General features: G+C 64.3%; 21 protein-coding genes and 3 tRNA genes. 12 read left to right on the top strand and 12 right to left on the bottom strand.

Features of this window, described 5'->3' with window-relative positions:
- Positions 1-33 precede the first annotated feature (33 nt).
- The 4 genes from AC1DE1_RS15750 to AC1DE1_RS15735 all read left to right on the top strand — a co-directional run bounded on the left by AC1DE1_RS15750 (position 34) and on the right by AC1DE1_RS15735 (position 3,884).
- Positions 34-372, top strand: a complete 339-nt coding sequence (locus tag AC1DE1_RS15750; RefSeq protein WP_441602451.1) for a hypothetical protein — start codon at positions 34-36, stop codon at positions 370-372.
- 149 nt (positions 373-521) lie between these two features.
- Complete coding sequence (locus AC1DE1_RS15745) at positions 522-1,556, top strand: agmatine deiminase family protein (protein ID WP_477177511.1); 1,035 nt, start codon at positions 522-524, stop codon at positions 1,554-1,556.
- Between the two features lie 129 nt (positions 1,557-1,685).
- Positions 1,686-2,576, top strand: coding sequence for a carbon-nitrogen hydrolase (locus tag AC1DE1_RS15740; protein WP_441602441.1), 891 nt, complete (start codon positions 1,686-1,688; stop codon positions 2,574-2,576).
- Positions 2,577-2,651: 75 nt separating this feature from the next.
- Entirely contained in the window at positions 2,652-3,884 is a 1,233-nt protein-coding gene (locus tag AC1DE1_RS15735) for a TraB/GumN family protein (RefSeq protein ID WP_441602442.1), read from the top strand.
- A gap of 522 nt (positions 3,885-4,406) precedes the next feature.
- Here the strand turns inward: AC1DE1_RS15735 and AC1DE1_RS15730 are convergent.
- Positions 4,407-5,567 (bottom strand): glycoside hydrolase family 18 protein, encoded by a 1,161-nt coding sequence (locus AC1DE1_RS15730; protein WP_477175919.1) that lies wholly within the window; start codon positions 5,565-5,567, stop codon positions 4,407-4,409.
- Positions 5,568-5,746: 179 nt separating this feature from the next.
- Here AC1DE1_RS15730 and AC1DE1_RS15725 point away from each other — a divergent pair, with 179 nt between their 5' ends.
- Together AC1DE1_RS15725 and AC1DE1_RS15720 are read left to right on the top strand one after the other, a co-directional pair.
- Positions 5,747-6,070 carry a c-type cytochrome gene (locus AC1DE1_RS15725; protein WP_046971176.1) on the top strand — a complete coding sequence of 108 codons (324 nt, stop codon included), beginning with the start codon at positions 5,747-5,749 and terminating at the stop codon, positions 6,068-6,070.
- Between the two features lie 17 nt (positions 6,071-6,087).
- Positions 6,088-6,441, top strand: coding sequence for a c-type cytochrome (locus AC1DE1_RS15720; protein WP_046971168.1), 354 nt, complete (start codon positions 6,088-6,090; stop codon positions 6,439-6,441).
- 69 nt (positions 6,442-6,510) lie between these two features.
- On the opposite strand, the gene AC1DE1_RS15715 is transcribed toward AC1DE1_RS15720, so the two are convergent.
- Positions 6,511-7,119 carry an NfuA family Fe-S biogenesis protein gene (locus tag AC1DE1_RS15715; RefSeq protein ID WP_441605653.1) on the bottom strand — a complete coding sequence of 203 codons (609 nt, stop codon included), beginning with the start codon at positions 7,117-7,119 and terminating at the stop codon, positions 6,511-6,513.
- A 138-nt stretch (positions 7,120-7,257) separates the two neighbouring features.
- On the opposite strand from AC1DE1_RS15715, the gene AC1DE1_RS15710 reads away from it, so the two are divergent.
- Together AC1DE1_RS15710 and AC1DE1_RS15705 are read left to right on the top strand one after the other, a co-directional pair.
- Complete coding sequence (locus AC1DE1_RS15710) at positions 7,258-7,599, top strand: 4a-hydroxytetrahydrobiopterin dehydratase (protein ID WP_477164469.1); 342 nt, start codon at positions 7,258-7,260, stop codon at positions 7,597-7,599.
- Positions 7,596-9,131, top strand: coding sequence for a CPBP family glutamic-type intramembrane protease (locus AC1DE1_RS15705; RefSeq protein WP_477175920.1), 1,536 nt, complete (start codon positions 7,596-7,598; stop codon positions 9,129-9,131). The genes AC1DE1_RS15710 and AC1DE1_RS15705 overlap by 4 nt, the downstream gene beginning before the upstream one ends.
- Here AC1DE1_RS15705 and AC1DE1_RS15700 read toward each other — a convergent pair.
- Positions 9,060-10,100 carry an RluA family pseudouridine synthase gene (locus tag AC1DE1_RS15700; protein WP_477176039.1) on the bottom strand — a complete coding sequence of 347 codons (1,041 nt, stop codon included), beginning with the start codon at positions 10,098-10,100 and terminating at the stop codon, positions 9,060-9,062. The two genes, AC1DE1_RS15705 and AC1DE1_RS15700, sit on opposite strands and share 72 nt — an antisense overlap.
- 341 nt (positions 10,101-10,441) lie before the next feature.
- On the opposite strand from AC1DE1_RS15700, the gene AC1DE1_RS15695 reads away from it, so the two are divergent.
- Positions 10,442-13,654, top strand: coding sequence for an Rne/Rng family ribonuclease (locus AC1DE1_RS15695; protein WP_477175921.1), 3,213 nt, complete (start codon positions 10,442-10,444; stop codon positions 13,652-13,654).
- 71 nt (positions 13,655-13,725) lie between these two features.
- On the opposite strand, the gene AC1DE1_RS15690 is transcribed toward AC1DE1_RS15695, so the two are convergent.
- The 5 genes from AC1DE1_RS15690 to AC1DE1_RS15670 form a co-directional block, all read right to left on the bottom strand.
- Positions 13,726-14,394 (bottom strand): response regulator, encoded by a 669-nt coding sequence (locus AC1DE1_RS15690; RefSeq protein ID WP_441605658.1) that lies wholly within the window; start codon positions 14,392-14,394, stop codon positions 13,726-13,728.
- 152 nt (positions 14,395-14,546) lie between these two features.
- Entirely contained in the window at positions 14,547-14,792 is a 246-nt protein-coding gene (locus AC1DE1_RS15685) for a hypothetical protein (protein WP_441605659.1), read from the bottom strand.
- A gap of 42 nt (positions 14,793-14,834) precedes the next feature.
- Positions 14,835-14,921: transfer RNA gene (locus AC1DE1_RS15680), tRNA-Leu, on the bottom strand.
- 101 nt (positions 14,922-15,022) lie between these two features.
- A tRNA-Cys gene (locus AC1DE1_RS15675) sits at positions 15,023-15,096 on the bottom strand.
- Between the two features lie 82 nt (positions 15,097-15,178).
- A tRNA-Gly gene (locus tag AC1DE1_RS15670) sits at positions 15,179-15,254 on the bottom strand.
- A 238-nt stretch (positions 15,255-15,492) separates the two neighbouring features.
- On the opposite strand from AC1DE1_RS15670, the gene AC1DE1_RS15665 reads away from it, so the two are divergent.
- Both AC1DE1_RS15665 and AC1DE1_RS15660 read left to right on the top strand, forming a co-directional pair.
- On the top strand, positions 15,493-16,194 hold the full coding sequence (locus AC1DE1_RS15665; RefSeq protein ID WP_441611300.1) for a pirin family protein: 702 nt from the start codon (positions 15,493-15,495) through the stop codon (positions 16,192-16,194).
- Positions 16,195-16,299: 105 nt separating this feature from the next.
- Complete coding sequence (locus tag AC1DE1_RS15660; protein ID WP_477175922.1) at positions 16,300-17,244, top strand: MBL fold metallo-hydrolase; 945 nt, start codon at positions 16,300-16,302, stop codon at positions 17,242-17,244.
- 3 nt (positions 17,245-17,247) lie between these two features.
- Here AC1DE1_RS15660 and AC1DE1_RS15655 read toward each other — a convergent pair whose 3' ends face one another.
- Positions 17,248-17,859 (bottom strand): TetR/AcrR family transcriptional regulator, encoded by a 612-nt coding sequence (locus AC1DE1_RS15655; RefSeq protein WP_477175923.1) that lies wholly within the window; start codon positions 17,857-17,859, stop codon positions 17,248-17,250.
- 70 nt (positions 17,860-17,929) lie between these two features.
- Here AC1DE1_RS15655 and AC1DE1_RS15650 point away from each other — a divergent pair, with 70 nt between their 5' ends.
- On the top strand, positions 17,930-19,204 hold the full coding sequence (locus tag AC1DE1_RS15650) for an MFS transporter (protein ID WP_477175924.1): 1,275 nt from the start codon (positions 17,930-17,932) through the stop codon (positions 19,202-19,204).
- Here AC1DE1_RS15650 and AC1DE1_RS15645 read toward each other — a convergent pair whose 3' ends face one another.
- The 3 genes from AC1DE1_RS15645 to pbpC form a co-directional block, all read right to left on the bottom strand.
- Positions 19,205-19,555, bottom strand: coding sequence for a tRNA-binding protein (locus AC1DE1_RS15645; protein WP_441604165.1), 351 nt, complete (start codon positions 19,553-19,555; stop codon positions 19,205-19,207). It abuts the gene before it with no gap.
- A complete protein-coding gene (locus AC1DE1_RS15640) occupies positions 19,552-20,841 on the bottom strand; it encodes an NAD(P)/FAD-dependent oxidoreductase (RefSeq protein WP_441604152.1) in 1,290 nt (429 codons plus the stop codon). The genes AC1DE1_RS15645 and AC1DE1_RS15640 overlap by 4 nt, the downstream gene beginning before the upstream one ends.
- 88 nt (positions 20,842-20,929) lie before the next feature.
- Positions 20,930-23,323, bottom strand: coding sequence for a penicillin-binding protein 1C (pbpC, locus tag AC1DE1_RS15635; protein ID WP_477175925.1), 2,394 nt, complete (start codon positions 23,321-23,323; stop codon positions 20,930-20,932).
- Positions 23,324-23,349: the final 26 nt, after the last annotated feature.

Below are 23,349 nucleotides of genomic sequence, written 5' to 3'. Positions count from 1 at the left end.
TGTGCGGAGAGGGGAACCGTGAACAAGTACGGAATCAGCAAGTTCAGCATCAGCCTGTCCATCGCCCTGCTGGCCACCGCCGGCATGAGTGCCCCGGTTGCCGCCAAAGCGGACAGCCTGCTCGTCAACCGCGTGCAGCAGGAAAAGGGCATGGACCTGCCCGGCCGCGGCATGAGCATGGCCGAGGTGGAGAAAAAGTACGGTGCTCCGCAGCGCAAGCTCTCGCCCCGTGGCGGCGACAGCGACAAGCATCCGGTGATCAACCGCTGGGATTACGCGAATTTCATCGTGTATTTCGAGAAGAGTCACGTGATCCACGCCGTGCTCAACACACCGGCGGGCAACAACACCAATCCAGCCTCGGTCAACTGATCGACGCCGGCATGGGCTAGACGCGGTCCGTGGCAACACGGGCCGCGTTCTCTTTTCTGCCCTGTCACACCTCATCGTTTACACTCTGCGGCCCTCGTAGTCTGCCCCGGGCAGCTGCTGCCGTCCCCGCTGCAAGAGAACTGTTGACGATGACCGACCAAAGCCTTCGCCTTCCGGCGGAATGGGAGCCGCAATCGGCCGTGTTGATCGCGTGGCCGCACGCCGGCACCGACTGGGCCGACCGCCTCGCGGATGTGGAAACCACCTATGTCGCGCTGGCCGCCGCGGTCACGCGTTTCCAGCCGTTGATCATCGTGGTGGGCGACAACCCGCTGCGCCTGCGCGTGCAGGCCTTGCTGACCGGTGAAGGCGTCGATCTGTCCAAGATCCGTTTCGTCGAGCTGCCCTACGACGACACCTGGTTGCGCGATTCCGGTCCGATCACCTTGAAGGCCGATGGCGGGCAGTATCAGCTGACCGATTTCCGCTTCACCGGCTGGGGCGGCAAGTTCGGCGCCGAGCAGGACGACGCGCTGATTGCCGGCCTCGTGCAGGAAGGCGTGTTTGGCAAGGCCATGCACAAACGCATCGACTGGGCGCTGGAAGGCGGCGGTATCGAAAGCGATGGCGAAGGCACCGTGCTCACCACCTGGCGCTGCCTGACCCAGCGCCACCCGGAACAGTCCCGCGAGCAGATGACCGAGATCCTCAGCGACAGCCTGCACGCCAGGCGCGTGCTGTGGCTGGACTACGGCTACCTCGAAGGCGACGACACCGACGCGCATATCGATACGCTGGCCCGCTTCGCGCCGGGCGAACGCATCGTGTACCAGGCCTGCGACGACAGCAGCGATCCGCACTATGACGAGCTCAAGCGCATGGGCGAAGAACTCGCCGCGCTGCGCACGCCCGCAGGCAAGCCGTACACGCTCTATCCCCTGCCCTGGGCCAAGCCGATCGTGGATGAGGGCCGTCGCCTGGCCGCCTCTTATGCGAACTACCTGATCGTCAACGATGCCGTGCTGGTGCCCGCCTATGGCGACGCCGCCGACGACGAGGCCGCGCGCATCATCGGTGAAGCCCATCCGGGCCGCGAGATCGTGCAAGTGCCTTGCCGCCCGCTGATCTGGCAGAACGGCAGCCTGCACTGCATCACCATGCAGCTGCCGACCGGCATCGTCTGAGAGCTGCTGGAAACCGGCTCGAAGCACACCATATAGATGAATTGACGTCCGCTCCGAAACGGGGCCGGGCGGCTGTATCCGCTAGACTCTGCGATCTGCTCCCCAGCAGCCTTTTCTGGAAGCCCACCGATGACCCGCAAGACCCTCAAAGTCGCCCTGCTGCAGGAAACCGACCGCGGCAGCCGCGACGCCAATCTCGACGCCATTGAGGCAGGCCTGCGCGACGCCGCAGCCAGGGGCGTGGAACTGGTGCTGCTGCAGGAACTGCACAACGGCCCGTATTTCTGCCAGCGCGAGTCGGTGGACGAATTCGACCTGGCCGAGACCATTCCGGGTCCCAGTACCGCTCGCATCGGCAAACTGGCCGAAGAGCTGAAGCTGGTGGTGGTCGCCTCGCTGTTCGAAAAGCGCGCCACCGGTCTGTACCACAACACCGCCGTGGTGTTTGACCGCTCCGCAGCCATCGCGGGCAAATACCGCAAGATGCATATCCCCGACGACCCGGCGTTCTACGAAAAGTTTTACTTCACGCCGGGCGACATCGGCTTCGAGCCGATCGACACCTCGGTGGGTCGCCTGGGCGTGCTGGTGTGCTGGGACCAGTGGTATCCGGAAGCCGCGCGCCTGATGGCGCTGGCCGGCGCCGACCTGCTGCTCTATCCCACCGCCATCGGCTGGGACCCGCAGGACGACCAGGCCGAGAAGGATCGCCAGCGCGAAGCCTGGGTCACGGTGCAACGAGGACATGCTGTTGCCAACGGCCTGCCGCTGTTGTCGTGCAACCGCACCGGCTTCGAAGCCGACAAGGCGGGCGTGGGCAACGGCATCCAGTTCTGGGGCACCAGTTTCGTCGCAGGTCCCCAGGGTGAATTCCTGGCGCAGGCCGGTACGGATGGCCGCGAACTGTTGATCGCCGATGTCGACATGGCGCGCAGCGAACACGTCCGCCGCATCTGGCCGTTCCTGCGCGATCGTCGCATCGATGCGTACGGCGATCTGCTCAAGCGTTTTCGCGACTAATACCACGGTGACGCGACCAGTCTCGCGCCTCTGCCATTCCACGCAGTCTTCGCCTGAGCCACACCGACACCACGCATGAGCCAGACCGACATCACCGATTCCCTGCCGCCCGTGCTGCGCGACCAACCGATCGAGCGCGTCACGCGCGACGGCGTGGAATACGTGGTGCTAGGCACGGCGCACGTATCGCGCACCAGCGTCGATGCAGTGGAAGCGCTGCTCGCGCATGAAACCTTCGACGCCGTCGCCGTGGAGCTTTGCGAGAGCCGCGCCCAAGGCATGCGCGATCCCGAAGCGTTCAAGCAGATGGATCTGTTCCAGGTGATCCGCCAGGGCAAGGCCGGCATGGTCGCGGCCAGCCTGGTGCTGTCCTCGTTCCAGAAGCGCCTTGCAGAGCAGTACGGCATCCAGCCCGGCGCAGAAATGAAAGCAGGCATGGACGGCGCCGATCAACGCGGCGTGCCCGTGTGGCTGGTGGATCGCGAAGTCGGCACCACGCTGCGTCGTGCCTGGCATAGCGTCGGTTTCTGGCAGCGCTTCGGCCTGATGGGCGGCCTGATTGCCAGCGTGTTCGAACGCGAGAATATCCAGGAAGCCGAAATCGAAAAACTCAAGCAAGGCGACATGCTGGAAAGCGCCTTCAGTGAGTTCGCCACCAACTCCGCGCCGCTCTATCGCGCCTTGATCGCCGAACGCGACGCGTACATGGCAGCGCGCTTGCGCGAACAAGCCGCCCAGTCGGGTTACGGCGAAGGCCGTCGTGTGCTAGTAGTGATCGGTGCCGGACACCTCAAGGGTTTGTGCGAACAGTTGCGCACCCAGCAAAGCGATCCCGCGACGGAAGCCGCCGCGCTCTCCGCAGCACCGCCCAAGTCGGTGTGGCCGAAGTGGGTGGCCCTTGGCCTGGTGTTGGCGGTGTTCATTGCCATTGGATTCGCCTTCTACCGCAGCCCATCACTGGGTGCAGCCGCCTTGCGCGACTGGGTGCTCTACACCGGCGGCTTCTCCGCCATCGGCGCCATCATTGCCGGTGCCCATCCCCTGAGCGTGCTCGCCGCATTCATTGCCGGCCCGATCAAACCCTTCCGCCCCGGCATTCCCTCCGGCGGCATCAGCGCGATGGTGGAAGCCTGGGTGCGCCGCCCGCGCGTGGCCGATTTCGAAACACTACGCGACGACATCGGCCACTGGCGCGGCTGGTGGAGCAACCGCGTCGCCCGCACCCTGCTCAACTTCTTCCTGGTGTGCCTGGGCACGATCATCGGCGAATACACCGCCGGCATTCATATCGTGAAGAGCTTGCTCTAAGCGAGCCGAAACGGCAGACCGTGTGGGAGCGCACCCTGTGCGCGACAAACCTACGGAGCGGTACACCCCAGCGTGGCTGTCGCGCACAGGGTGCGCTCCCACAGACGAGCGCCGGGCGCGGCACCCAGTTCGAATTGGGACGCTCTAAAGCCAAAGCGAAGCGAGCCCCCGCTTTAAGTCCTCAGCGATTCGGGCGCGTTGCGCAGCGCATTGAAGTATCCCCTGTGTACCCTCGGAGGTTGTCCCCTGACGGCCCGCCTCGAGCGCTCGGGCTTATCCCAACACGATGCTGCGGGCGTTATCAGGCCATTTTCTTTGGGTTACTTTCGACGCGAAGCTAGTCCCGTGGGATCTTTTGGGCCAGCAAAAGAAAAGTGACTCGGTCGGCGGCAGCCGATCGAAACGCCCGCCGCGTAGGCGGCACCCTGGCGTCAACGCGACAATCAGAAACCGAGGCTCTGGATCCCGGCCTGCGCCGGGATCAGGAGCAAGTGATATCTGCGCCAGGATGAAGAGCGAAAGTCAGCGATGACCCAACGCCTCATCCAACACCCCCAACAACTCCTCATTCCGATCCAAACTCTGCTCCCAATACATCACCCCACCCAACCCCTTCGCCTTGACGAACGCCACCTTCGCCCGCAACGACTGCGGATCCTCATAAGTAACAAACGTCCGCGTCTTGGCATTCCACAAATACGGCGCCTGCGCCTTCGCATCCCAATGGCGCACATAGCCATTCTTGTCGATATAACTGGCCACCAGCTCCTGCCACGAAGGACTGCCCGCGTACTTGGCGTACTTCTGCTGCAAACCATCGTGCGCCGGATCGACACCTGAGAACGCGCGCCCATAGAACGCCGCACCAAGATTGAGCTTCTTCGCCGGCACACCCGCCGCAAGGAACTGCGCCACCGCCTTGTCACCCGCACGATCGTCCGCCGGAGCCATATCAGCCAGATGCAGCCCCGCGTGATGCCCGGTGGTCGGCGTCAGGCTGTTGTGGAAGTCGTAAGTCATCAGGTTGATCCAGTCGAGCGAACGCGACACGCGCTCCAGCTCGATGCCCGCCACGAACTCTCCGTCGGCGGCAGCAATCGTCAGCAAGTAATGGCGGCCATGATGCGCCGCACCCAGCTTGTCCAGGCGGGCACGCAACGCTTCCAGCAAGAGGCTGAAATTGCGCTTGTCCTCAGGGCGATGGCTGATGCCGGGGCCCGCCAGCGTCGGGTATTCCCAGTCCAGATCCACGCCATCCACATCGTATTTTTCGATGAAGGCGGCCACGCTCTCGGCCATGCGCTGGCGCGTGTCGGCGCTCAAGGCCACATCGGAGAAAAAGTCCGCGCCCCAGCCGCCTACGGAGACGATGATCTTGAGGTTGGGATTGATCTTGCGCAGACCGGTGAAGGTCGCCAGCGTCTGGCCTGCGACGGGGCTGGGAAATTGCACATCCCCTTTGACGTCCACCTTCGCAAACGCATAGTTGATGACGTCGAGCTTCTGCGCACTCACCGGCGGCAACGGCTGGGAATCGGAGACATAGCCGACGATGCGGTAATCTGCCGCAGGGGGTGCGGCCTGCGCCTGGGCCCCGCTCCAGGCGACGCCCAAGGCCATCGCCATCGTCAGCGCAGCCTTCAGGCCACGTCGTTTTCCCGCATTTTCCAGCCTTCCTTTCATGCTCGGTCCTTTGCGTGTGACGTTGCGCAGCGCGGGGGCGCGCCTGCACCTCCCCGCTACTGTGAAACCTTGCACTGATTGGAATCAGTGGCTTGCGACATGTTGTCCGTTCGTGAACGCTACGACTATACTTCCGGGACTTTCACCATGTACCAGCCGGAATCGTGGGGACGATGCTGATGACTCGACTGCAACTGCTTGGCCTGACCGTGGCCGCAGCTCTTTTCGCCACTGCCAGCGTGCATGCCGAGGGTGATAAAGCTGCCGGACGCAAGTTGATCTATACGTGCAATGGTTGTCATGGCGTACCCGGTTACGCCAACGCGTATCCGAACTATCCCGTGCCGCGCATCGCCGGCCAGAACCAGCAATACATCATCAGTGCACTGCACGAATACAAGGCCGGCGAGCGCAAGCATCCGACCATGATGGCCCAGGCGCAGAGTCTGTCCGACCAGGACATCCAGGACATCGCCGCCTACCTGTCCAGCCTCGCCAAGTAAGCCAAGGACCCGAACGCATGCATCGTGCACTCACCCTGCTTTCCTTCGGCGCCGTCCTGGCGTTCGCTTCCACCCAGCTGCTGGCTGCCGGCAATATCGAAAACGGCAAGCAGAAGGCGGCCACCTGCTTCGCCTGCCACGGCACCGACGGCAACTCGATCGATCCCCAGTACCCGCGCCTGGCCGGCCAGTACAACATGTACCTGCAGCAGGCACTCAACGAGTACAAGACCGGTCAGCGCGACAACGCCATCATGAAGGGCTTCGTGGCGCAGCTGTCGGACCAGGACATCCAGGACGTTGCCGCCTACTTCTCCAGCCTGCCGACCAAGCTCGATACGCTGCAAGGTCATATCCAGGGCGACAAGTAAGCCACACCGCAATAGTGAAAAGGCCCGCATCGCGCGGGCCTTTTTTTTGGACGTCCAGACGGCTGTTGATCAGCTTAGCGCGGACTGCCCTTCTTTCTTGCTGTAGTAGGGATTGCTGCCGCCACTATGATCGGTGGCGTCGCGCACTTCGGTGATTTCCGGCACGCGTTCTCGCAAGGTCTTTTCCACGCCGTGCTTGAGCGTGACGTCGACCATGCCGCAACCGTGGCAGCCGCCGCCGAACTGCAGGATCACCACGCCGTTGGCGTTCACTTCCAGCAGGCTCACGCGGCCGCCGTGCGAGGCGATCTTCGGATTCACTTCGGCCTCGAGCACATAGCGCACGCGCTCGATCAGGCCAGCTTCCTCACCCGGGATTTCACCCTTGATCCGCGGCGCGCGGATATTGAGCTGGCCGCCGGTGGCGTTAGGCTCGAAATCGATACTCGCGCCTTCCAGCCAGGGAGCGCTGTCGCCCTCCACGTTGAAGTCGAAACCATCGCAGACGATGGTCCATTCCTGCCCGGTCAGCTCGTCGGGCTCGGCAAACTCCAGCTCGCAATTGGCCGCCGGCGTACCCGGGGCGGTCACGCGCAGGCGGATGCTCAGCCCTTCGATGCCCTGCTGCGAAAGCAGGCGCAGGAAGTGCCGTTGCGCGCGTTCTGAAATGTCGATCATGTCTACTCCAGCTGAAACACCGGCCTGGCCGGGAATACAGCACCATTTTAGTCCTATTTTGCGTCGCCTGCCCGGCTTTGACTTTTCCTGGCGTAGCTTCGACGCTTCGCACCTTTCTCTCACGACGGACGATTCGCCATGAACCTCAGCCAACTCGCCAGCCAGCACTGCACGCCGCGCAAGGGCAAGGAACACGCGCTGGACGCCGCCAAGCTCAAGGAACTGCTCGCCGCGCTGCCCGGCTGGAAAGTCACCGACGACGGCAAGGCCATCGTCAAGGATTTCAAGTTCCCTGACTTTCACCACACGCTCGGCTTCATCAATGCGGTTGGCTTCATGGCCAATCAAGAGGACCACCACCCCGACCTCGAAGCCGGCTACGGTCACTGCCAACTGCTGTGGTCGACCCATGATGTCGGCGGCTTGTCGATGAACGACATCATTTGCGCGGCGCGCGTCGACGTTCTGCTCGAGCGTTGAACTCAGCGCACTCCACGCTGCGCCTGCTTCCCGTTGCGGGTTTCCTCGCAGCGGTAGCGGTGCTGCTGTGGTGCATGGCGGCGCTTTCCGGCTGGATCACGCGCGGCCAGTTGATTCACCAGGCCAGCCACGATGTCGCCACGCTGCGCGCTGGCAGGCCTCTATGGGAGTGGCGGCTGCGTTACCCCTCCGATCTGGTGGCGAGCCGCGTGTTCGGCGCGGCCGAGCTCGCCGCCACGCCCGACGGACTGGTGATCACCAGCCGCGACGGCACGCCGTTTGAAGTCGGCCTGCCGCTGGCCGGACCGATCGACCTCGCGCACTGGCCCGTGCTGCGCATCGACGTGCAGGGCAACCGCGAGGGCGTGCTGGACGTGAGCTATCAGCCGACTGAGTCGGGTACACCGTGCTCCGCCGATCGCGCCGCCATGATTTCGACCAAGACGGCCTCGTTGTCCATCGATCTGGCGAGCCAGGCGTGGCGGGCTATCGATGGCGCGCCCTGCGGCGCTCCGGACGTAGTGGCGTATCTGCTGCGGCTGCGGGTGACGATCCCGGCGGGAGCGACGCTCGCCCTGCATCGGGCCGCACTGGCCTCGCCCGAGCCCGTCTCGCTGCCGCCCAAGATCGACCGCCAGATGGCCGACATCCGCTTGCTCGGCTCCGAATCCTCGGTCAACTGGACCCCCACACCCCAGCAACTGGCCAGCTACCGAACACCAATGGTGCGATTGCCGGAAGGCGCTACCGCGGAAGCCATGCTGTTGTGGCGGGACCGGGTGCGCCAGTTCTGGCCGGCGGCGATCATTCTTCCGTTCGGGCAGGCACTGCCGCGCGCAACATCGAACCATATGCCGACCTGGCTCGATGCCGGGGTGGCTGCGCTTTATCTCGCGTGGCTGGCCTGGCTGGCCATCCGGCAGCGTCCGGGCGTGGTGCGGCCATGGACCGAAGTGGCCGCGATCGCCTTCGGTCCACTTTGGCTCATCGCCGGATTGCGCTGGGGACCGGGAGCGTCCATCCCGGGCATCACCGCCTTTCTGGCGGCGCTGGTCTATGGCGGCCAGAGCGAATGGCGCCGACGGCCGGTGGAATGGGGCTGGCTCGGACGAAGCTGGTCCGATTGGATCTATCCCCTGCTGCCGCTGCCCGTCGCCCTGGCGCTGACCCTGGCTGACGGCCACCACCTGCTCCATCTGGATGTTCGCCACATCGTGGCCTACCTCGCCTGGGCGCTGCTGCAGCAGTGGGCGATGCTCGCCCTGGTCCTGGGTCGGCTGGAACGGACCGGCCTGCCGCGCCCGGCCATCCTCCTGGTCACGGCGGCCTTGTTCGGCCTGCTGCACACCCCGAACGGCTCACTGATGCAGCTGTGCGTGGCCGCCGAGCTGTGGTGGGCGTGGAGTTTCATGCGCTCGCCGCGCCTGCTGCCCATCGCCGTCGCTCACGCCGCCAGCGCCTTACTTGTGGAAAGTGGGCTTACCGGTCATCTCTTGCGTTCGCTCGAGGTGAGCGCGCGCTTTTTCCAGTAGACGACGGATCTTGTTGCCCTTGACCGCCAGAACGTCGAGGAAATCCTTCAGATCGTCGGGCATCGGTGCCGAAAAACTATAAGAACGGCCATCCAGCTCGAAACTCATGTGCGAGGCGTGCAGGAACAGCCGGTTGAGGCCCAGCTCCTTCATGCCCTTGTTGATCTCTTTGTCGCCGTACTTCGGGTCGCCGGCCAGCGGATGACCGATATGGGCGGCATGGACGCGAATCTGGTGGGTGCGACCAGTGCCCAGGGTCGCCTGCATCAGGCGGCCGCCCGGGTACTGCTCCATTTCCTGGAAGAAGGTGAGCGACGGCTTGCCGTTGTCCGACACCCTCACCATACGCTCGCCGCCCTGCAGTATCGACTTGAGCAGCGGCGCATTCACGCTGAACTTCGCTTTGTTCGGATGGCCGACCATCAGGCAGAGGTATTGCTTCACCACCGAGCCGTCGCGAATGGCCGCCTGCAAGCCGGTCAGCCCGGCGCGGGTCTTGGCGAACACCAGCACGCCACTGGTGTCGCGATCGAGACGATGGACCAGCTCGACATGCTCGGTGGGACGGGCTGCCCGCAACAGCTCGATGGCGCCGTGGCTGACGCCGCTGCCGCCGTGGCTGGCGATGCCGCTGGGCTTGTCGATGGCAATAAAATGCTTGTCTTCGAAGATGATCGAATCAGTGATGGCTGAGACCATGCCAGCCGCCGGGCCCTTGGTCTCGACCTTTTCGGCCACCCGCACGGGCGGAATTCGCAGCATATCGCCCGCCGCGAGACGCGTATCGGGCTTGGCGCGCTTACCGTTCACACGCACCTGTCCGGTGCGCAGAATGCGGTAAATCATGCTCTTTGGTACCCCCTTGAGCAGCGTCATGAGCGCATTGTCGATGCGCTGACCGTCCCGCTCGGGGCCGATCTCAACTTGACGCACACCGTGAGGTGCGTCGGGGGAAGTTACCGTCTGCATTGAATAAAACCTGCCGAAATAGGATACTCGGGCGGCGTTTGGTCTTGCCCCGCCGAAGTTCGGATAGGGGCGGGACACCCACCCCGTGACGTCGGCGAGGATAGCGCCGGTCGCCTCTTTGGCAGCCGGTTGCTGCTCCCTTACATCGTAACGGTTCGGGTTGTCGTTTGTCCGGTTTCCTAGGGAACCCGGGGCGGCTGGCGCGACCTAAGAATCATCCCGGCACCGAGAACGATGCCGTCATTTGCCGCTTAACCGCAGCGGCGCGATCCCCGGCAGGCCGCCGAAGTGACTGGCGCCACCGAGGCACGCGACGCGCGGCAAGCCGAGGAAAAATTACAATGAAACGTATGTTGATCAACGCAACTCAGCGTGAAGAGTTGCGTGTGGCCATCGTCGATGGCCAGACCCTTTACGATCTCGATATCGAAATCCCGTCCCGCGAACAGAAAAAGGCCAATATTTACAAGGGCCGCATCACTCGCGTCGAGCCGTCCCTGGAAGCCTGCTTCGTCGACTACGGCGCCGAACGCCACGGCTTTCTGCCGCTGAAGGAAGTCGCCCGCGAGTACTTCACGCCGGGCCTGGACCCCAACAAGGCGAACATCCGCGACCTCATCAAGGAAGGTCACGAAGTGGTCGTGCAGGTGGAGAAAGAGGAGCGTGGCAACAAGGGCGCTGCCCTGACCACCTTCATCAGCCTCGCCGGCCGTTACATGGTGCTGATGCCGAACAACCCCAAAGCGGGTGGCGTGTCGCGTCGCATCGAAGGCGAAGATCGCCAGGCGCTGAAGGAAGCACTCGAGCATCTCAACGTCCCTGACGACGTCGGCCTGATCGTGCGCACCGCCGGCCTCGGCCGCGACGCCGAAGAGCTGCAGTGGGATCTCGATTACCTGCTCCAGCTGTGGAAGGCCATTTCCGGCGCCGCCCAGGCGCAGAAGGCCCCGTTCCTGATCTATCAGGAATCGAAGCTGTTCATCCGCGCCCTGCGCGACTACCTGCGCAACGACATCGGCGAAATCCTCATCGACGAGGAATCGCTGTACAACGATGCGCGCGAGTTCATGCAGCAGGTGATGCCCAACGCCCTGCGCAAGCTCAAGATGTACCGCGACGAGACTCCGCTGTTCTCGCGCTACCAGATCGAAACCCAGATCGAGAGCGTGTTCGACCGCCAGGTCCGCCTGCCCTCCGGCGGCTCGATCGTGGTCGACCAGACCGAAGCCCTCACCGCCATCGACATCAACTCGTCGAAGGCCACCAAGGGCAGCGACATCGAAGAAACCGCGTTCAACACCAACCTGGAAGCGGCGGTGGAAATCGCCCGCCAGCTGCGCATCCGCGATGCCGGCGGCCTGATCGTGATCGACTTCATCGACATGGACAGCCCCAAGCACCAGCGCGAAGTGGAAGAGCGTCTCAAGGACGCCCTGAAGCTGGACCGCGCCCGCGTGCAGATCGGCCGCATCTCGCGCTTCGGCCTGCTGGAGATGTCGCGCCAGCGCCTGCGTCCGTCGCTTGGCGAAGCCACCCAGATCGTGTGCCCGCGTTGCGAAGGCCATGGCCATATCCGCGGCGTCGAGTCGCTGGCCCTGTCCACGCTGCGTCTGATCGAAGAGCACGCCATGAAGGACAACACCGGCCAGGTGCTGGTGCAGGCTCCGCCGACCGTGGCCAACTTCATGCTCAACGAAAAGCGCGCCAGCGTGGTTGAGATCGAGCTGCGCAACAAGGTGCACGTGGTCATCGTGGCGGACGACAAGCTCGAGACGCCGCACATCGAAATCCAGCGCATCCGCGAAGCGGACATGGGCGAGCACAGCAAGCCCAGCTACGAGCGTCTCACCGCCGTCGAAGCGTCCGCCGTGCCGAAGATGGGCCAGGCCCTGGGCAGCAGCGAGCAGCCCGCCGTCAGCGGCATCGTGCCGTCGTCGCCGGCTCCCGTGCGCGAAGAAAGTGCTGCCGAACCTGTCGCGCAGGCACCGGCGGCACGCCAGCCGGCTGCCGCACCCGCCCCCGCCGGCGGCGTGATCTCGCGCCTGCTCGGCTGGTTCCGCGGCACGGCTGCACCGGCCGCGCCCGCGCCGGCCGTCAAGGCCGAACCGGCAAGCTCCAACCGCAACAACAACCGCCGCGACGAGCGCGCTCGTCCGGCCCAGGGCGGCCAGCCGCAGGGCAACCGCCAGCAGCAGCGCCGCGAGCAGCCCCAGCAGGGCCAGAAGGGCCAGCAGCAGGCCAAGGGCGGCCGTCAGCAGCAGCCTAAGCAGGAGCGTCCGCCGCAGGCCCAGCAGCCCAAGCAGGAGCGTCAGCAGCAGCCCAAGGGCGAGGGCCAGCAAGCGGCACAGGGCGAGCGCAAGCAGCAACAGCCGCGTCAGGAACAGCAGCCGCGCCAGCCGCGTCAGCCGCAGGGTCAGGGCCAGCAGGCTCAGCCCGCGGCGACGGCAGCCGCCGCCGCACCGGCAGCCAGCCATGCGCTGGCAGAACGCCCCGCCAACGCTGCGGACGCCGAGCTGATCAAGAACCAGAATCTGGTGGCACCGGGCGAAACCACGGGCGAAGCTGTGGCCGCGGATACGGCTCCGGCCGTCGCGGGCGCCGCGGAGGCCGAGGGCGGCCAGTCGCGCCGTCGTCGCGGTCGTCGCGGTGGCCGTCGTCGTCGCCGTCATGAAGACGCCACGCAGACCGGCGCTCAGGCCGCGGAATCGGCCGATGGCCAGGATTTCGATGACCTGGACGATGAAGACCGGTCCGAGGCAGCAAGCTCTGCCGCTCCCACTGCGACCTCGGCCCCGGCCCCGGTTGCACAGGTGACCGCGGCGGTGGTCAGCACGGCCGCGGCCGTGGTGCATGCGACCCGCGAGGAATCGCCGGCCGCTACGTCCGACGTGGCGCCCATCAAGTCCGAAGAAGCCGCTCCCGTAGCCGCAGCGCCGGCACCGGTGCACGCGCCCGAGCAGGTGATCAGCGCCGTGGCGCCCACCTCGTTCAATCTGCCGACGCTGCCGCCGATTCCGGCTGCCGAAGCGGTGGTGGAATACGTCGCCGAGCATGTGCAGGTCGAAGCGCCCGCCTTCCGCGAAGCGACGAACGCCACCCCGACGCACGAAGAACCCGTGATGGCGACGGCCGCTCCGGTGTTCGAAGCCGCGACGCACAGCCCGATCACCGACGTCCCTGCAAGCACCACGCACGCCGTGGAACCGGTGGTCACCCCGGTTGCCGTCGAGGCCACGCCGATCGAAGCCACCACCACCATCGACTTCCGCGCACATCTCGATGTGTCGCCGAAGATCGAGCCGGTGTCGGCGCCGATCAGTCACGCTGCCGTTGCCGAGCCTGCCGCTCCCGCGGTGGCCGAGCACAACGAGGTAGCGGTCAAGGCCGAGCACATGGTTGAGCCCGAAGCGACGCCAGTGGCGTCGCCTGCACAGGGCGATCTGCTGGCGCATGCCGCACTGTCGCAGCCGCAGGCCGTCGAGCCCGCAGCGCCGCATGCGGTTAGCGAAGAAACGGCAGACGACGTCAAGAAGGACGCCTCCTCGCACGGTTGAGGACGCGTCTAGTCGATAAAAAAGAAGCCGGACGAATGTCCGGCTTTTTTTATGCCTGCCCTGCGAGAAGATCAGCCGCCAGGCTGGTTGTTGCCCACCTGGTTGTTGTGGGTATCGAGCAGGCCGTGGATCGTCATCAGATGCGCCAGGCTGATCACATGATCCACCTGCAGCTTTTCCATCAGGCGCTGCTTATAGGTGGATACGGTCTTGGGACTGAGATTGAGCTGCTCGCCGATCATGGTCAGGGCTTTGCCACGGACCAGCATCATGGCCACCTCGAGCTCACGGCTGGACAAGGCATCGAACGGAGAACCTTCCCCGTCCAACGTCGCCAGCGCCAGCTGCTGCGCCACCGCCGGGGCCAGATAGCGTCGACCGGACGCGACCTGACGCACCGCGTCGAGCAGCTCGTCGGACGTGCAACCCTTGGTGAGATAACCCAGCGCGCCGGCATCGAGCAAGCGCTTAGGAAAGCGTGCGTCATCAACCACGGTGACGATGATGATGTGGGTGGCCAGCTTGGAGCGCGATACGCGCTCGGTCAGCTCGATGCCGCTCATGCCGGGCATATGGACATCCACCAGGGCGATATCCGGCGCCTTTGCGCGGATCAGTCTCAACCCTTCTTCGGCAGTTCCCGCTTCGCCGCAGATCTGAATATCCGGCTGCTGCTGCAGGATCATCCTGAATCCCGTGCGCACCAGCTCGTGATCGTCAATTAAAACTACCTTGATCACCAGTCTCCCTCCTTGGGTTTGTCCTAATGACCATAGGCCGCCACCTGGGTTAATGCAAGCAGCTGAACTACTTAAAAAACAGATCCGCAATAAGGGCCTACCGACGTGAAGGGCATTGCCTTACATGTCTCATCGCCAGCACGCCGACGAGCTCATTCGACACCGGTTGACCAGTTCCGTAAGGCCACCGCGTCAAGGTCGAAATCCTCGACCATCACGGTCATCTCGTGGCCATCCTCATCAGTCCACTGCTGTTCGCCGACGCGACGAGCCACCCCATGGATGACAGCACCCTGCTCGATCCTGCCGGCACTCTTGCACTGGCCCACGACAAAGCCTTCGGGCAATTGCGCCGCAACGCGATCCTCAAAAGGGCCGAGAAGTCTGATGCCGCTCATGACATCCCTCGATAGTGCGAATCGCAGCGGTGATCGTGCGAATGGTGCCCGGACCCGGGATCGAACCGGGATACCCTTGCGGGTGAGGGATTTTAAGTCCCTTGCGTCTACCAGTTTCGCCATCCGGGCCGATACGGAAGGATGCGCATCCTAGCACGCGTGCGACGGGCGCTCGCAGGGATGCGGCCAAGAAAAAACCCGCCTGGCGGCGGGTTGATACTGGTGCGCAATGGAGGCCTGGGTCGGAATCGAACCGGCGTACACGGCTTTGCAGGCCGCTGCATGACCACTCTGCCACCAGGCCATTGCGCACGGATCGTAACCTGAAACAGTCACCATCCGTTTGAAAAAACAAAACCCCGGAATGCCGAGGTTTTGCCGAAAACTGGAGCGGGAAACGAGACTCGAACTCGCGACCCCGACCTTGGCAAGGTCGTGCTCTACCAACTGAGCTATTCCCGCGTCTGAGTCGGAAATAATAGCAGAACGAAGGCATTTGTGAAGAGTCTGGCAAGACTTTTTTCATCATTCTGCCGAGCCCTGCGGTCGGCGTCTCGAAACCTCGCGGCGCAACCCGCCGCCACCCCATAAGCGTATTCCGGCAACAGTCCGTTCCCTTTGCAGTGACTGGTAACTACGCGGCGCGGGCTTATCTTGTGTGCAGGCGCTTTTAGGCGCTACCCACTATCAGGAGTGCAGCATGATCGACCGCCGACCTTTTAATAGCCTGGGCGGAGCCAACCACGGCTGGCTCGACGCCAAGCATCACTTCTCGTTCGCCAACTATCACGCCCCGGCGCGCATGGGCTGGGGTGCGCTGCGCGTGTGGAACGACGACACCATCGCGCCGCAGACGGGCTTTCCGCCGCATCCGCATGCGGACATGGAAATCATCACCTATGTGCGCGAAGGCGCCATCACGCATCAGGACAATCTTGGCAACAAAGGCCGCACCGTGGCTGGCGATGTGCAGGTGATGAGTGCCGGTTCGGGCATCACGCATGCGGAATACAACCTGGAATCGGGCAATACGCAGATCTTCCAGATCTGGATCATTCCCGATGAGCACGGCAAGCCGCCGTCGTGGGGCACCAAGCCGTTCCCGCCGGGCGATCGTTCCGGCCGCTTCGTGACGCTTGCCAGCGGCTTCAACGATGACGCCGATGCCCTGCCCCTGCGCACGAATGCGCGCGTGCTGGGTGCGACGCTGAAAGCCGGCGAGACCGCGGTGTACGACTTGGACACCACCCGCTACGCCTATCTCGTCCCCGCCAAGGGCAAGATCGAAGTGAACGGCGTGGCGCTGGATGCGCGTGACGGCGCTGCGATTCGCGACGAATCGAAACTTACCGTGACGGCGCTGGAAGATGCCGAGCTGGTGCTGGTCGATACGGCAGCGTAAGCATTGGCGGAGGATGGCGCCGTCCATCCTCCGTCGACCAAGGTGGGAGTGAACCACCGCAGCGACCTTGCTAACCTCGCCTGATCCCACAGCGCGAGGTTGGCGATGGCACACGGCATTCATACGATCGACACCGGTTTCGTGCGCCCGCACTTCGATGCGGCCTATCTGCTGGTGGAAAACGCCCGCGCGGCCTTCATCGACTGCGGCACCAACTATGCCGTGCCCAACATGCTCAACGCGCTGGACGCGGCAGGGCTTGCGCCGGCCAACGTCGACTGGCTGATTCTCACCCACGTTCATCTCGATCATGCCGGCGGCGCCGGCGAGTTGATCGCGCAGCTGCCTAATGCGCGTCTTGTTGTGCATCCACGCGGTGCGCGGCACATGATCGATCCCAGTCAACTGTGGGCGGGTGCATCGGCGGTTTATGGCCAAGAGGTGATGGAGACCACCTATGGCCGGCTGCGCCCCATTCCCGCCGAGCGCGTGGTTGAAGCGCCGGATGGGCACGTGGTTTCGCTATCGGGTCGTCCCCTGCTTTGCCTGGATACGCCTGGACACGCACGTCATCATCTGAGCGTTTACGACGAACGCGCGCGGGTGTGCTTCACGGGCGACACGTTTGGTTTGTCGTATCGCGAATTCGATACGGCGAGAGGCCCTTTCATCCTGCCGACCACATCGCCGGTGCAGTTCGACCCGAAGGCCTTGCATGCCTCGATCAATCGACTGATCGCGCTGCAACCGCTGGCGATGTATCTCACCCACTACGACCGCGTCGAAGGCGTCGAAAAACTCGCCGATGATTTGCACGCGCAGATCGATGCGATGGTGTCCATCGCCCGATCCGCCGGCGATGCATCAACAGATGCCGCACAGCGCCATGAGGCAATGAAAACCGCGTTGACCGAGCTCTATCTGACCCGCGCGCAAGCGCATGGCTGGTCGGGTGACCGCGCTCAACTGCTGGAGATCCTGGGCATGGACGTGGAGCTCAACGCGCAAGGCCTCGGCATCTGGCTGGATCAGCAGCGCCGCGCCAGCTAAAGATCAAGGCAGCGATGCGTCGATCAACTGATTGGCGACTTTGACCAGCGATTCAGCGGGGCCATGCGGTCCGAATAGCTGGCCCGAGGAATACGTACCCTCGAGCAGCAGGAGCAGGCCATTGGCGAGCAGTGCCGGATCTTTCGCTCCCATCGCCGTCGACAGTTCGATCAGTCGCTCGCGCAACTTCTGCTTGTGTTCCTCGGCGACCTTGCGCGCGGGATGATCGTCGCCGGGATACTCCACCACCGCGTTGGTCAAACCGCAGCCGCGATAGCCTGCCTGGGTGGCGCGTTGAGCCAGCCCTTCGAAGTACGCCATCAGTTGTGCGCGCGCATCATCGGGATGGATCTGCGCGCCAGCCTCGAACACTTTCCAGAACGCCACCTCGTAGTCGCGCAGGTATTCGGCGGCAAGTTCGTCCTTGGAGGCGTAGCTGCGATAGAGGCTGGGCTTGGTCACGCCAGCACGCGTCACGATCTCTTCTACGCCAATCGCGCGTATGCCTTCGCGATAGAACAGTTCGCGCGCGGTACGGCGAATGCGTTCGGCCGCCTTGGGTTTGGCGTCGGAGGTGGGTTCGGTCGGCGGGGTCTGGCTGCGTTTGGTCGGCATGGCTGATCAGGGTTGACAATGTTACCGATCGGTACGTACGATTCGCCCATTCCACGTACCGGTCGGTAACATGACTATACAGCGCACCCGTCCCTTCGGCCAGAAGTACGCCTTCGTCGTTGCCGGTGTGATCTTTCTCGCCCTGCTCGCCGCCGCCGGCGTCCGCGCTGCGCCGGGCGTGCTGATCCTTCCCCTGGGCAAGGCCTTTGGCTGGAGCCGGGACACAATTTCCCTCTCGGCCGCCCTGGGCATCTTCCTGTACGGCATGGTTGGTCCCTTCGCAGCAGCGCTTATGCAGGCCGTAGGCGTGCGCCGGACCTTGATCGCGGCCCTGGTCCTGATGACGCTGTCAATCTCCGCCAGCGCCTGGATGACGCAGCCCTGGCACCTGATGCTGAGCTGGGGACTGTTCTCCGGCATTGGATCGGGTTGCGTGGCCATCGTGTTGGGCGCCACCGTGGTGAATCGCTGGTTCGTCACCCATCGCGGTTTGATGATGGGCTTGCTCACCGCCAGCACGGCTACCGGCACCCTCGCCTTCCTGCCGGCGCTTGCAGCGATTGCCGAACATGGTGGCTGGCGGCCGGTGGTGTGGACTGTCGCTGCGGGCTGCGCCCTGCTGATCCCGCTCGCCTGGTGGCTGCTGCCGGAGCGCCCGTCGGATATCGGCCTGCGCCCCTATGGCGCGACTGAAGATGAGGTGGACACCGCACCGCGTCGCAACCTGCTCGCCATCGCGCTGGGAACCTTGGCGACGGCATCCAGGCAGCGCACGTTCTGGTTCCTGTTCGCCACGTTCTTCATCTGTGGCTTCACCACCAACGGCCTGATCGGCACGCACTTCATCGCGATGTGCGGCGACCATGGCATTCCCGAAGTGCGCGCCGCGAGTCTGCTGGCGATGATGGGTGCGTTCGACCTGGTCGGCACCACGCTGTCGGGGTGGCTGACCGATCGCTGCGATCCTCGCAAGCTGCTGTTCGTCTATTACGGCCTGCGCGGGCTATCGCTTATCTGGCTGCCCTATTCCGATTTCTCGCTGACCAGTCTGTCGCTGTTCGGCATGTTCTACGGCCTGGACTGGATCGCCACGGTGCCGCCAACGTTGCGCCTTGCTTCTGAAGCGTTTGGCGATCGCGATGCGCCCGTGGTGTTTGGCTGGGTGGCCGCCGGTCATCAGATCGGTGCCGCAAGCGCCGCGTTCTTTGCAGGTGCGCTGCGCACGCAGAACGGCGACTACCTGCAGCCCTTCGTGGTGGCAGGCGTGACCGGCCTGATCGCGGCGGGACTGGCCTTGATGATACGGCGTCGCTCGCCGCTGCAACCCGCGTTGCAGCCCGCGTAATCAGGCAAGCCGGGTGCCGTTGGGAACGGGTCGGTCGATCGCCGTGAGCACCACGCCTTCATCGGTGTGGAATCCGGTGAGCAGAAACTGCGAGCGAAAAGGCCCGATCTGCTTCTCAGGGAAGTTGATCACGCCGACAATCTGGCGTCCGAGCAGATCTTCGGCGCGATAGAGATTCACGACCTGCGCGCTGGTCTTCTTCTCACCATAGGGGCCAAAATCCGCCCACACTTTCCACGCCGGCTTGCGCGCTTCGGGAAAGGGCTCGACGCGCGTCACGGTGCCGGCGACGATCAACACTTTTTCGAAATCGGCCCAACTGATTTCGTTGACTGTGTTTATGCCGCTCATCCTTCCAACCTCGTCTTGAACCAGTCCTTGCTCTGCTGCCACCAATAACTGCTCTGCGCGCCAATGTAGCCGAACGGTCGATACGTGGGCGCCAAGCCATAGGGAGCAAACTGCTTCCAGCGGTCATCGCCCTCGGCCAGCGCCGAAGCCAGCAGGTCGCCTGCCGCACACGTCGGTGCCAGGCCGTGCCCACCGAACGCCTGCGCCCACCATAAACCGTCGCCGCTGCTGCCGATCTGCGGCATCTGGTGGCGCGCGTAGCTCATCAGGCCGGACCACGCGTAATCGACGCCCACGCCTTTCAGTTGCGGAAACACACGCAGCAAGTCGCGCATCAGCAATGCCTGCACCGCACGCGGCGAGCGATCGCGCACCGAAATGCGGCCGCCCCACAGCAGGCGGCTATCCGGTAGCGGACGGTAGTAGTCAAAGGCAAAGCGCGAATCGTAGACAGCCGCCCGCGTCTCCAGGCAATCAGCCATCCGGTCGCCCAGCGGTTCCGTCACCATCACATAAGTGGCGATGGGCAGGATGGCGCGATCGACCTGACGGCGCAGCCCGGCCAGATAACCGCCGCACGCAAGCACGACCTGATCGGCGTGGACCGAACCCTGCGCGGTTTCGATCCGCCAGCGCGTGCCCTCCCGCCGCAGTTGCCATACATCGGTATTCTCGTGAACACGTACGCCCTGCGCCGCCGCTGCGCCAGCAAGTCCGATGGCAAAGTTGAGTGGATGCAGATGCAGCGCATCGCGTTCGTACAGGCCGTCGTAGTAACGCGTGGTATGCACGCGCCCGCGCAACTCGTGCTGCGGCAGCCATTCCCAGCTCACGCCGTAGTGGCGTGCGAGCAGTTCCTGTCGTTGGCGCAGCACGGCGGGATCGCGGAACCAGTTGGCCCAGATGATGCCTTCGTCTACCAGGTCGCAGGGAATATCGTGCTGTGCGACGCGCTGGCGAATACGCGTCACCGCCTCGGTCGTGAGTCGGAACAGGGCCTGTGCCGCCTCTTGTCCGCGCTGGTCGAGCAGCGCCTGCTCGCCCAGCGAGTAGCCGCCAAAGACGAAACCACCGTTGCGCCCGGAGGCACCGAAGCCGACGCGCTCACGCTCCAGCAACACCACATCGCGGACGCCGCGTTCGGCCAGGCCGAGGGCCGTGTGCAGGCCGGCAAAACCGCCGCCGATGATCGCCACGCGCGCATCGGTCTTGCCTTGCAACGGAGCGTACGGCGCGTATGGCGTCGCCGTGGCGAGGTAGTAAGAAGCGGCCGGTGACGAAGTCATGCGATGGACGTGTGGCTGTCTCGGATCGGGCCATCAAGCATAGCGCAGCCCCGGCATGCCATTGGGCCATGCCGATGATCACGACGCCTCAGTCGACCACGTTCACGCCCAAGGGCCTGAGGTCGCTGCGCCCTCGGTCATCGACCACGCGCACCTCGTAGTTGCCTGCGCTGGCCGGCTGCCAGAACATCGACTCGCCCGGCGCGCTGCGTCCCACGTAGGCATCGTTGACGAACCAGTACATCTCGCGCACCGAAGCGTCCGCATTGGCGCTGAAGGCGATGCGATCCTGGCCGTTCGACTTCAGGCGCAGCGCGTAGATGCTGCCGCGCAGAGGCGAGGTGATCGACGGAGGCTCGCCGTCCACGCCGCTCTGTACGCAGCTGTCGTTACGCGGTGGCGTGCGGCGCGGGATACCGGCCAGCACGAACACGCGCTGCAGTTCGGACGGCCAGAATTCGTAGACCTCCACGTGCGTCCGCTTGCCTGCATACGGCGGACAGGCCGGCTTGCCGGTGTCATCGTCGATCACCACCGGGCGGTGCACCTGGCTTACCCGGATTGGCGATTTGCCGGGGATGAACCACGTCATGCCGCGTTGCGGACACCACTGGTTGGGCAGATCGCCGCTCGCCAGGCAGATCTCCACGCGCCGAAGTTGCGCCGGCATATGTCGCAGGGGTTCGCTCATCTGCGGCTGCGCGGCGCGCAAGGCGTCTTCCATCTGGAAGAACAACGGCGCCGCCGCGTCGACGCCGACAAAGGCGGGATTGCTGCTGCCATCAAAGTTGCCGACCCAGACCACCAGCACGTACGGCCCGAAACTGCCAGCCGTCCATGCATCGCGAAAGCCCCATGACGTGCCGGTCTTCCAATACACCGGCAGACGATCCGGCTGCGCACCGGTGGTCTCGTCCGGCCGCGGATTCTGCCGCAGCATGTCCATCGCCATGAAGCTGGCCTCTTCGCTGAGCAGGCGCGTGCCATTGCTGGGCGGGTTGGTCGCAAGCAAGCGCAGCGGGCGCAGTTCGCCACGATTGGCGAGCATCACGTAGAGGCCGGCCAGCTCCTGCATGGTCACTTCGCCGCCGCCGAGCACCAGGGCGAGTCCGTAATGCTTTTCGCTCGCCATGCGACTGATGCCGGCATCGCGCAGGAACTGGTAGAAGCTCGGCTGCTGGAGCTGCGACGCCACCCACACAGCCGGAATATTGCGACTGCGCACCAGGGCCTCGGTGGCGGTCACCGGCCCGAGGAAGTGCCCGTCGAAATTCTCCGGCGCGTACGGGCCGAACGCGGTCGGCACATCCCGCAAAACCGTCTGTGGATGGAGCACGCCCTGGTCGAATCCCAGCGCATAGATGAAGGGCTTCAGCGTTGAACCCGGCGAACGCTTGGCCAGCGTGCCGTTCACTTGCCCCTGGATATCCGCATTGGCGTAGTCGGCTGAACCGACCATTGCCTTCACGCCCATGTCGCGCGTGTCCACCAGGATGGCTGCCACATTGCGAATGCCGCGACCGCTGTTGCGCTCGACGTAGTGATCCACCTGCCGCTCCAGCACGTGCTGGAGATCGAGATCGAGGGTGGTGGTGACGCGACTGTCCGTATCGCTGGACAGCACCCTGCGCTCGGCCAGTACCTGATCCACGGCATGCGGCGCTTCGAACGGCAGCTTGGAGAGCGGACGAAGGCGCAGCGGCAACGCGAACAGCGGCTGCAGACTCGCATCCCTGGGATGCAGCGCTTTCCACTTGGCGTAGAGGCGATTGCGCGAGGTACTGAGCCGTTGACTGATAAGGTCCGGCGCATCGGCACCGGCCTGCAAACGTCGGCTTGGATCCTGCGGAATCACTGCCAGCGTCAACGCCTCGGGAAGGCTCAGCGCATCGGCGGGCTTGTCGAAGTAGGCCAGGCTCGCCGCACCCACGCCTTCGACATTGCGCCCATAAGGTGCAGCGTTGAGATAGGCCTCGAGAATCTGATCCTTGGAATAAAACAGTTCCAGCTGTAGCGCACGCGCGACCTGCTGCAGTTTGCCTGCGGGTGAGCGCGTATTGAGCCGCCAGAGCAAGCGTGCCAGCTGCATGGTGACAGTGGATCCGCCCTGCCGATTGCCGTGGCTCACATAGGTCACCCAGGCACCACGCATCAAGCCATAGGGATTGAAGCCGGGGTGCCAGCGATACCAGCGGTCCTCGTGCAGCAGCACGCCGTCAACCAATGCGGGGGATACGTCCTTGAGCGGGACCCACAGGCGATAACGCTGATCGCTGGCCAGCGTGAGGCGCAGCAATCGGCCTCGCGCGTCGTACACCGCGGTCGACGACGGCAGCCAGGCACTCAGGGGACGGTGCGGCCACGCGCGCACTCCCACCAGCAATGCCGCCAGCAGCGCGACGCCGACCAAGGCATTCTGCCAGCGCACGATCCAGCGAAGCAGAGCGCGGCGACTACGGGCGATGAGCGGCGGCGTGGTCATGCGGCGTGTCCGTGGGAGCACCCATG

This window comes from Dyella sp. 05T440 (assembly GCF_056395965.1).
The sequence above is the reverse complement of the archived record's forward strand: the minus strand, read 5'-3'. Positions and strand labels throughout refer to the sequence as shown.

Coding starts and splice junctions, on each gene's coding strand:
- AC1DE1_RS15725 (WP_046971176.1), top strand. CDS start 5,747: ATGACTCGACTGCAACTGCTTGGCCTGACCGTGGCCGCAGCTCTTTTC.
- AC1DE1_RS15740 (WP_441602441.1), top strand. CDS start 1,686: ATGACCCGCAAGACCCTCAAAGTCGCCCTGCTGCAGGAAACCGACCGC.
- AC1DE1_RS15730 (WP_477175919.1), bottom strand. CDS start 5,567: ATGAAAGGAAGGCTGGAAAATGCGGGAAAACGACGTGGCCTGAAGGCT.
- AC1DE1_RS15640 (WP_441604152.1), bottom strand. CDS start 20,841: ATGACTTCGTCACCGGCCGCTTCTTACTACCTCGCCACGGCGACGCCA.
- AC1DE1_RS15735 (WP_441602442.1), top strand. CDS start 2,652: ATGAGCCAGACCGACATCACCGATTCCCTGCCGCCCGTGCTGCGCGAC.
- AC1DE1_RS15685 (WP_441605659.1), bottom strand. CDS start 14,792: ATGAGCGGCATCAGACTTCTCGGCCCTTTTGAGGATCGCGTTGCGGCG.
- AC1DE1_RS15665 (WP_441611300.1), top strand. CDS start 15,493: ATGATCGACCGCCGACCTTTTAATAGCCTGGGCGGAGCCAACCACGGC.
- AC1DE1_RS15660 (WP_477175922.1), top strand. CDS start 16,300: ATGGCACACGGCATTCATACGATCGACACCGGTTTCGTGCGCCCGCAC.
- AC1DE1_RS15695 (WP_477175921.1), top strand. CDS start 10,442: ATGAAACGTATGTTGATCAACGCAACTCAGCGTGAAGAGTTGCGTGTG.
- AC1DE1_RS15720 (WP_046971168.1), top strand. CDS start 6,088: ATGCATCGTGCACTCACCCTGCTTTCCTTCGGCGCCGTCCTGGCGTTC.
- AC1DE1_RS15745 (WP_477177511.1), top strand. CDS start 522: ATGACCGACCAAAGCCTTCGCCTTCCGGCGGAATGGGAGCCGCAATCG.
- AC1DE1_RS15655 (WP_477175923.1), bottom strand. CDS start 17,859: ATGCCGACCAAACGCAGCCAGACCCCGCCGACCGAACCCACCTCCGAC.
- AC1DE1_RS15715 (WP_441605653.1), bottom strand. CDS start 7,119: ATGATCGACATTTCAGAACGCGCGCAACGGCACTTCCTGCGCCTGCTT.
- AC1DE1_RS15710 (WP_477164469.1), top strand. CDS start 7,258: ATGAACCTCAGCCAACTCGCCAGCCAGCACTGCACGCCGCGCAAGGGC.
- AC1DE1_RS15645 (WP_441604165.1), bottom strand. CDS start 19,555: ATGAGCGGCATAAACACAGTCAACGAAATCAGTTGGGCCGATTTCGAA.
- AC1DE1_RS15650 (WP_477175924.1), top strand. CDS start 17,930: ATGACTATACAGCGCACCCGTCCCTTCGGCCAGAAGTACGCCTTCGTC.
- AC1DE1_RS15700 (WP_477176039.1), bottom strand. CDS start 10,100: ATGCAGACGGTAACTTCCCCCGACGCACCTCACGGTGTGCGTCAAGTT.
- pbpC (WP_477175925.1), bottom strand. CDS start 23,323: ATGACCACGCCGCCGCTCATCGCCCGTAGTCGCCGCGCTCTGCTTCGC.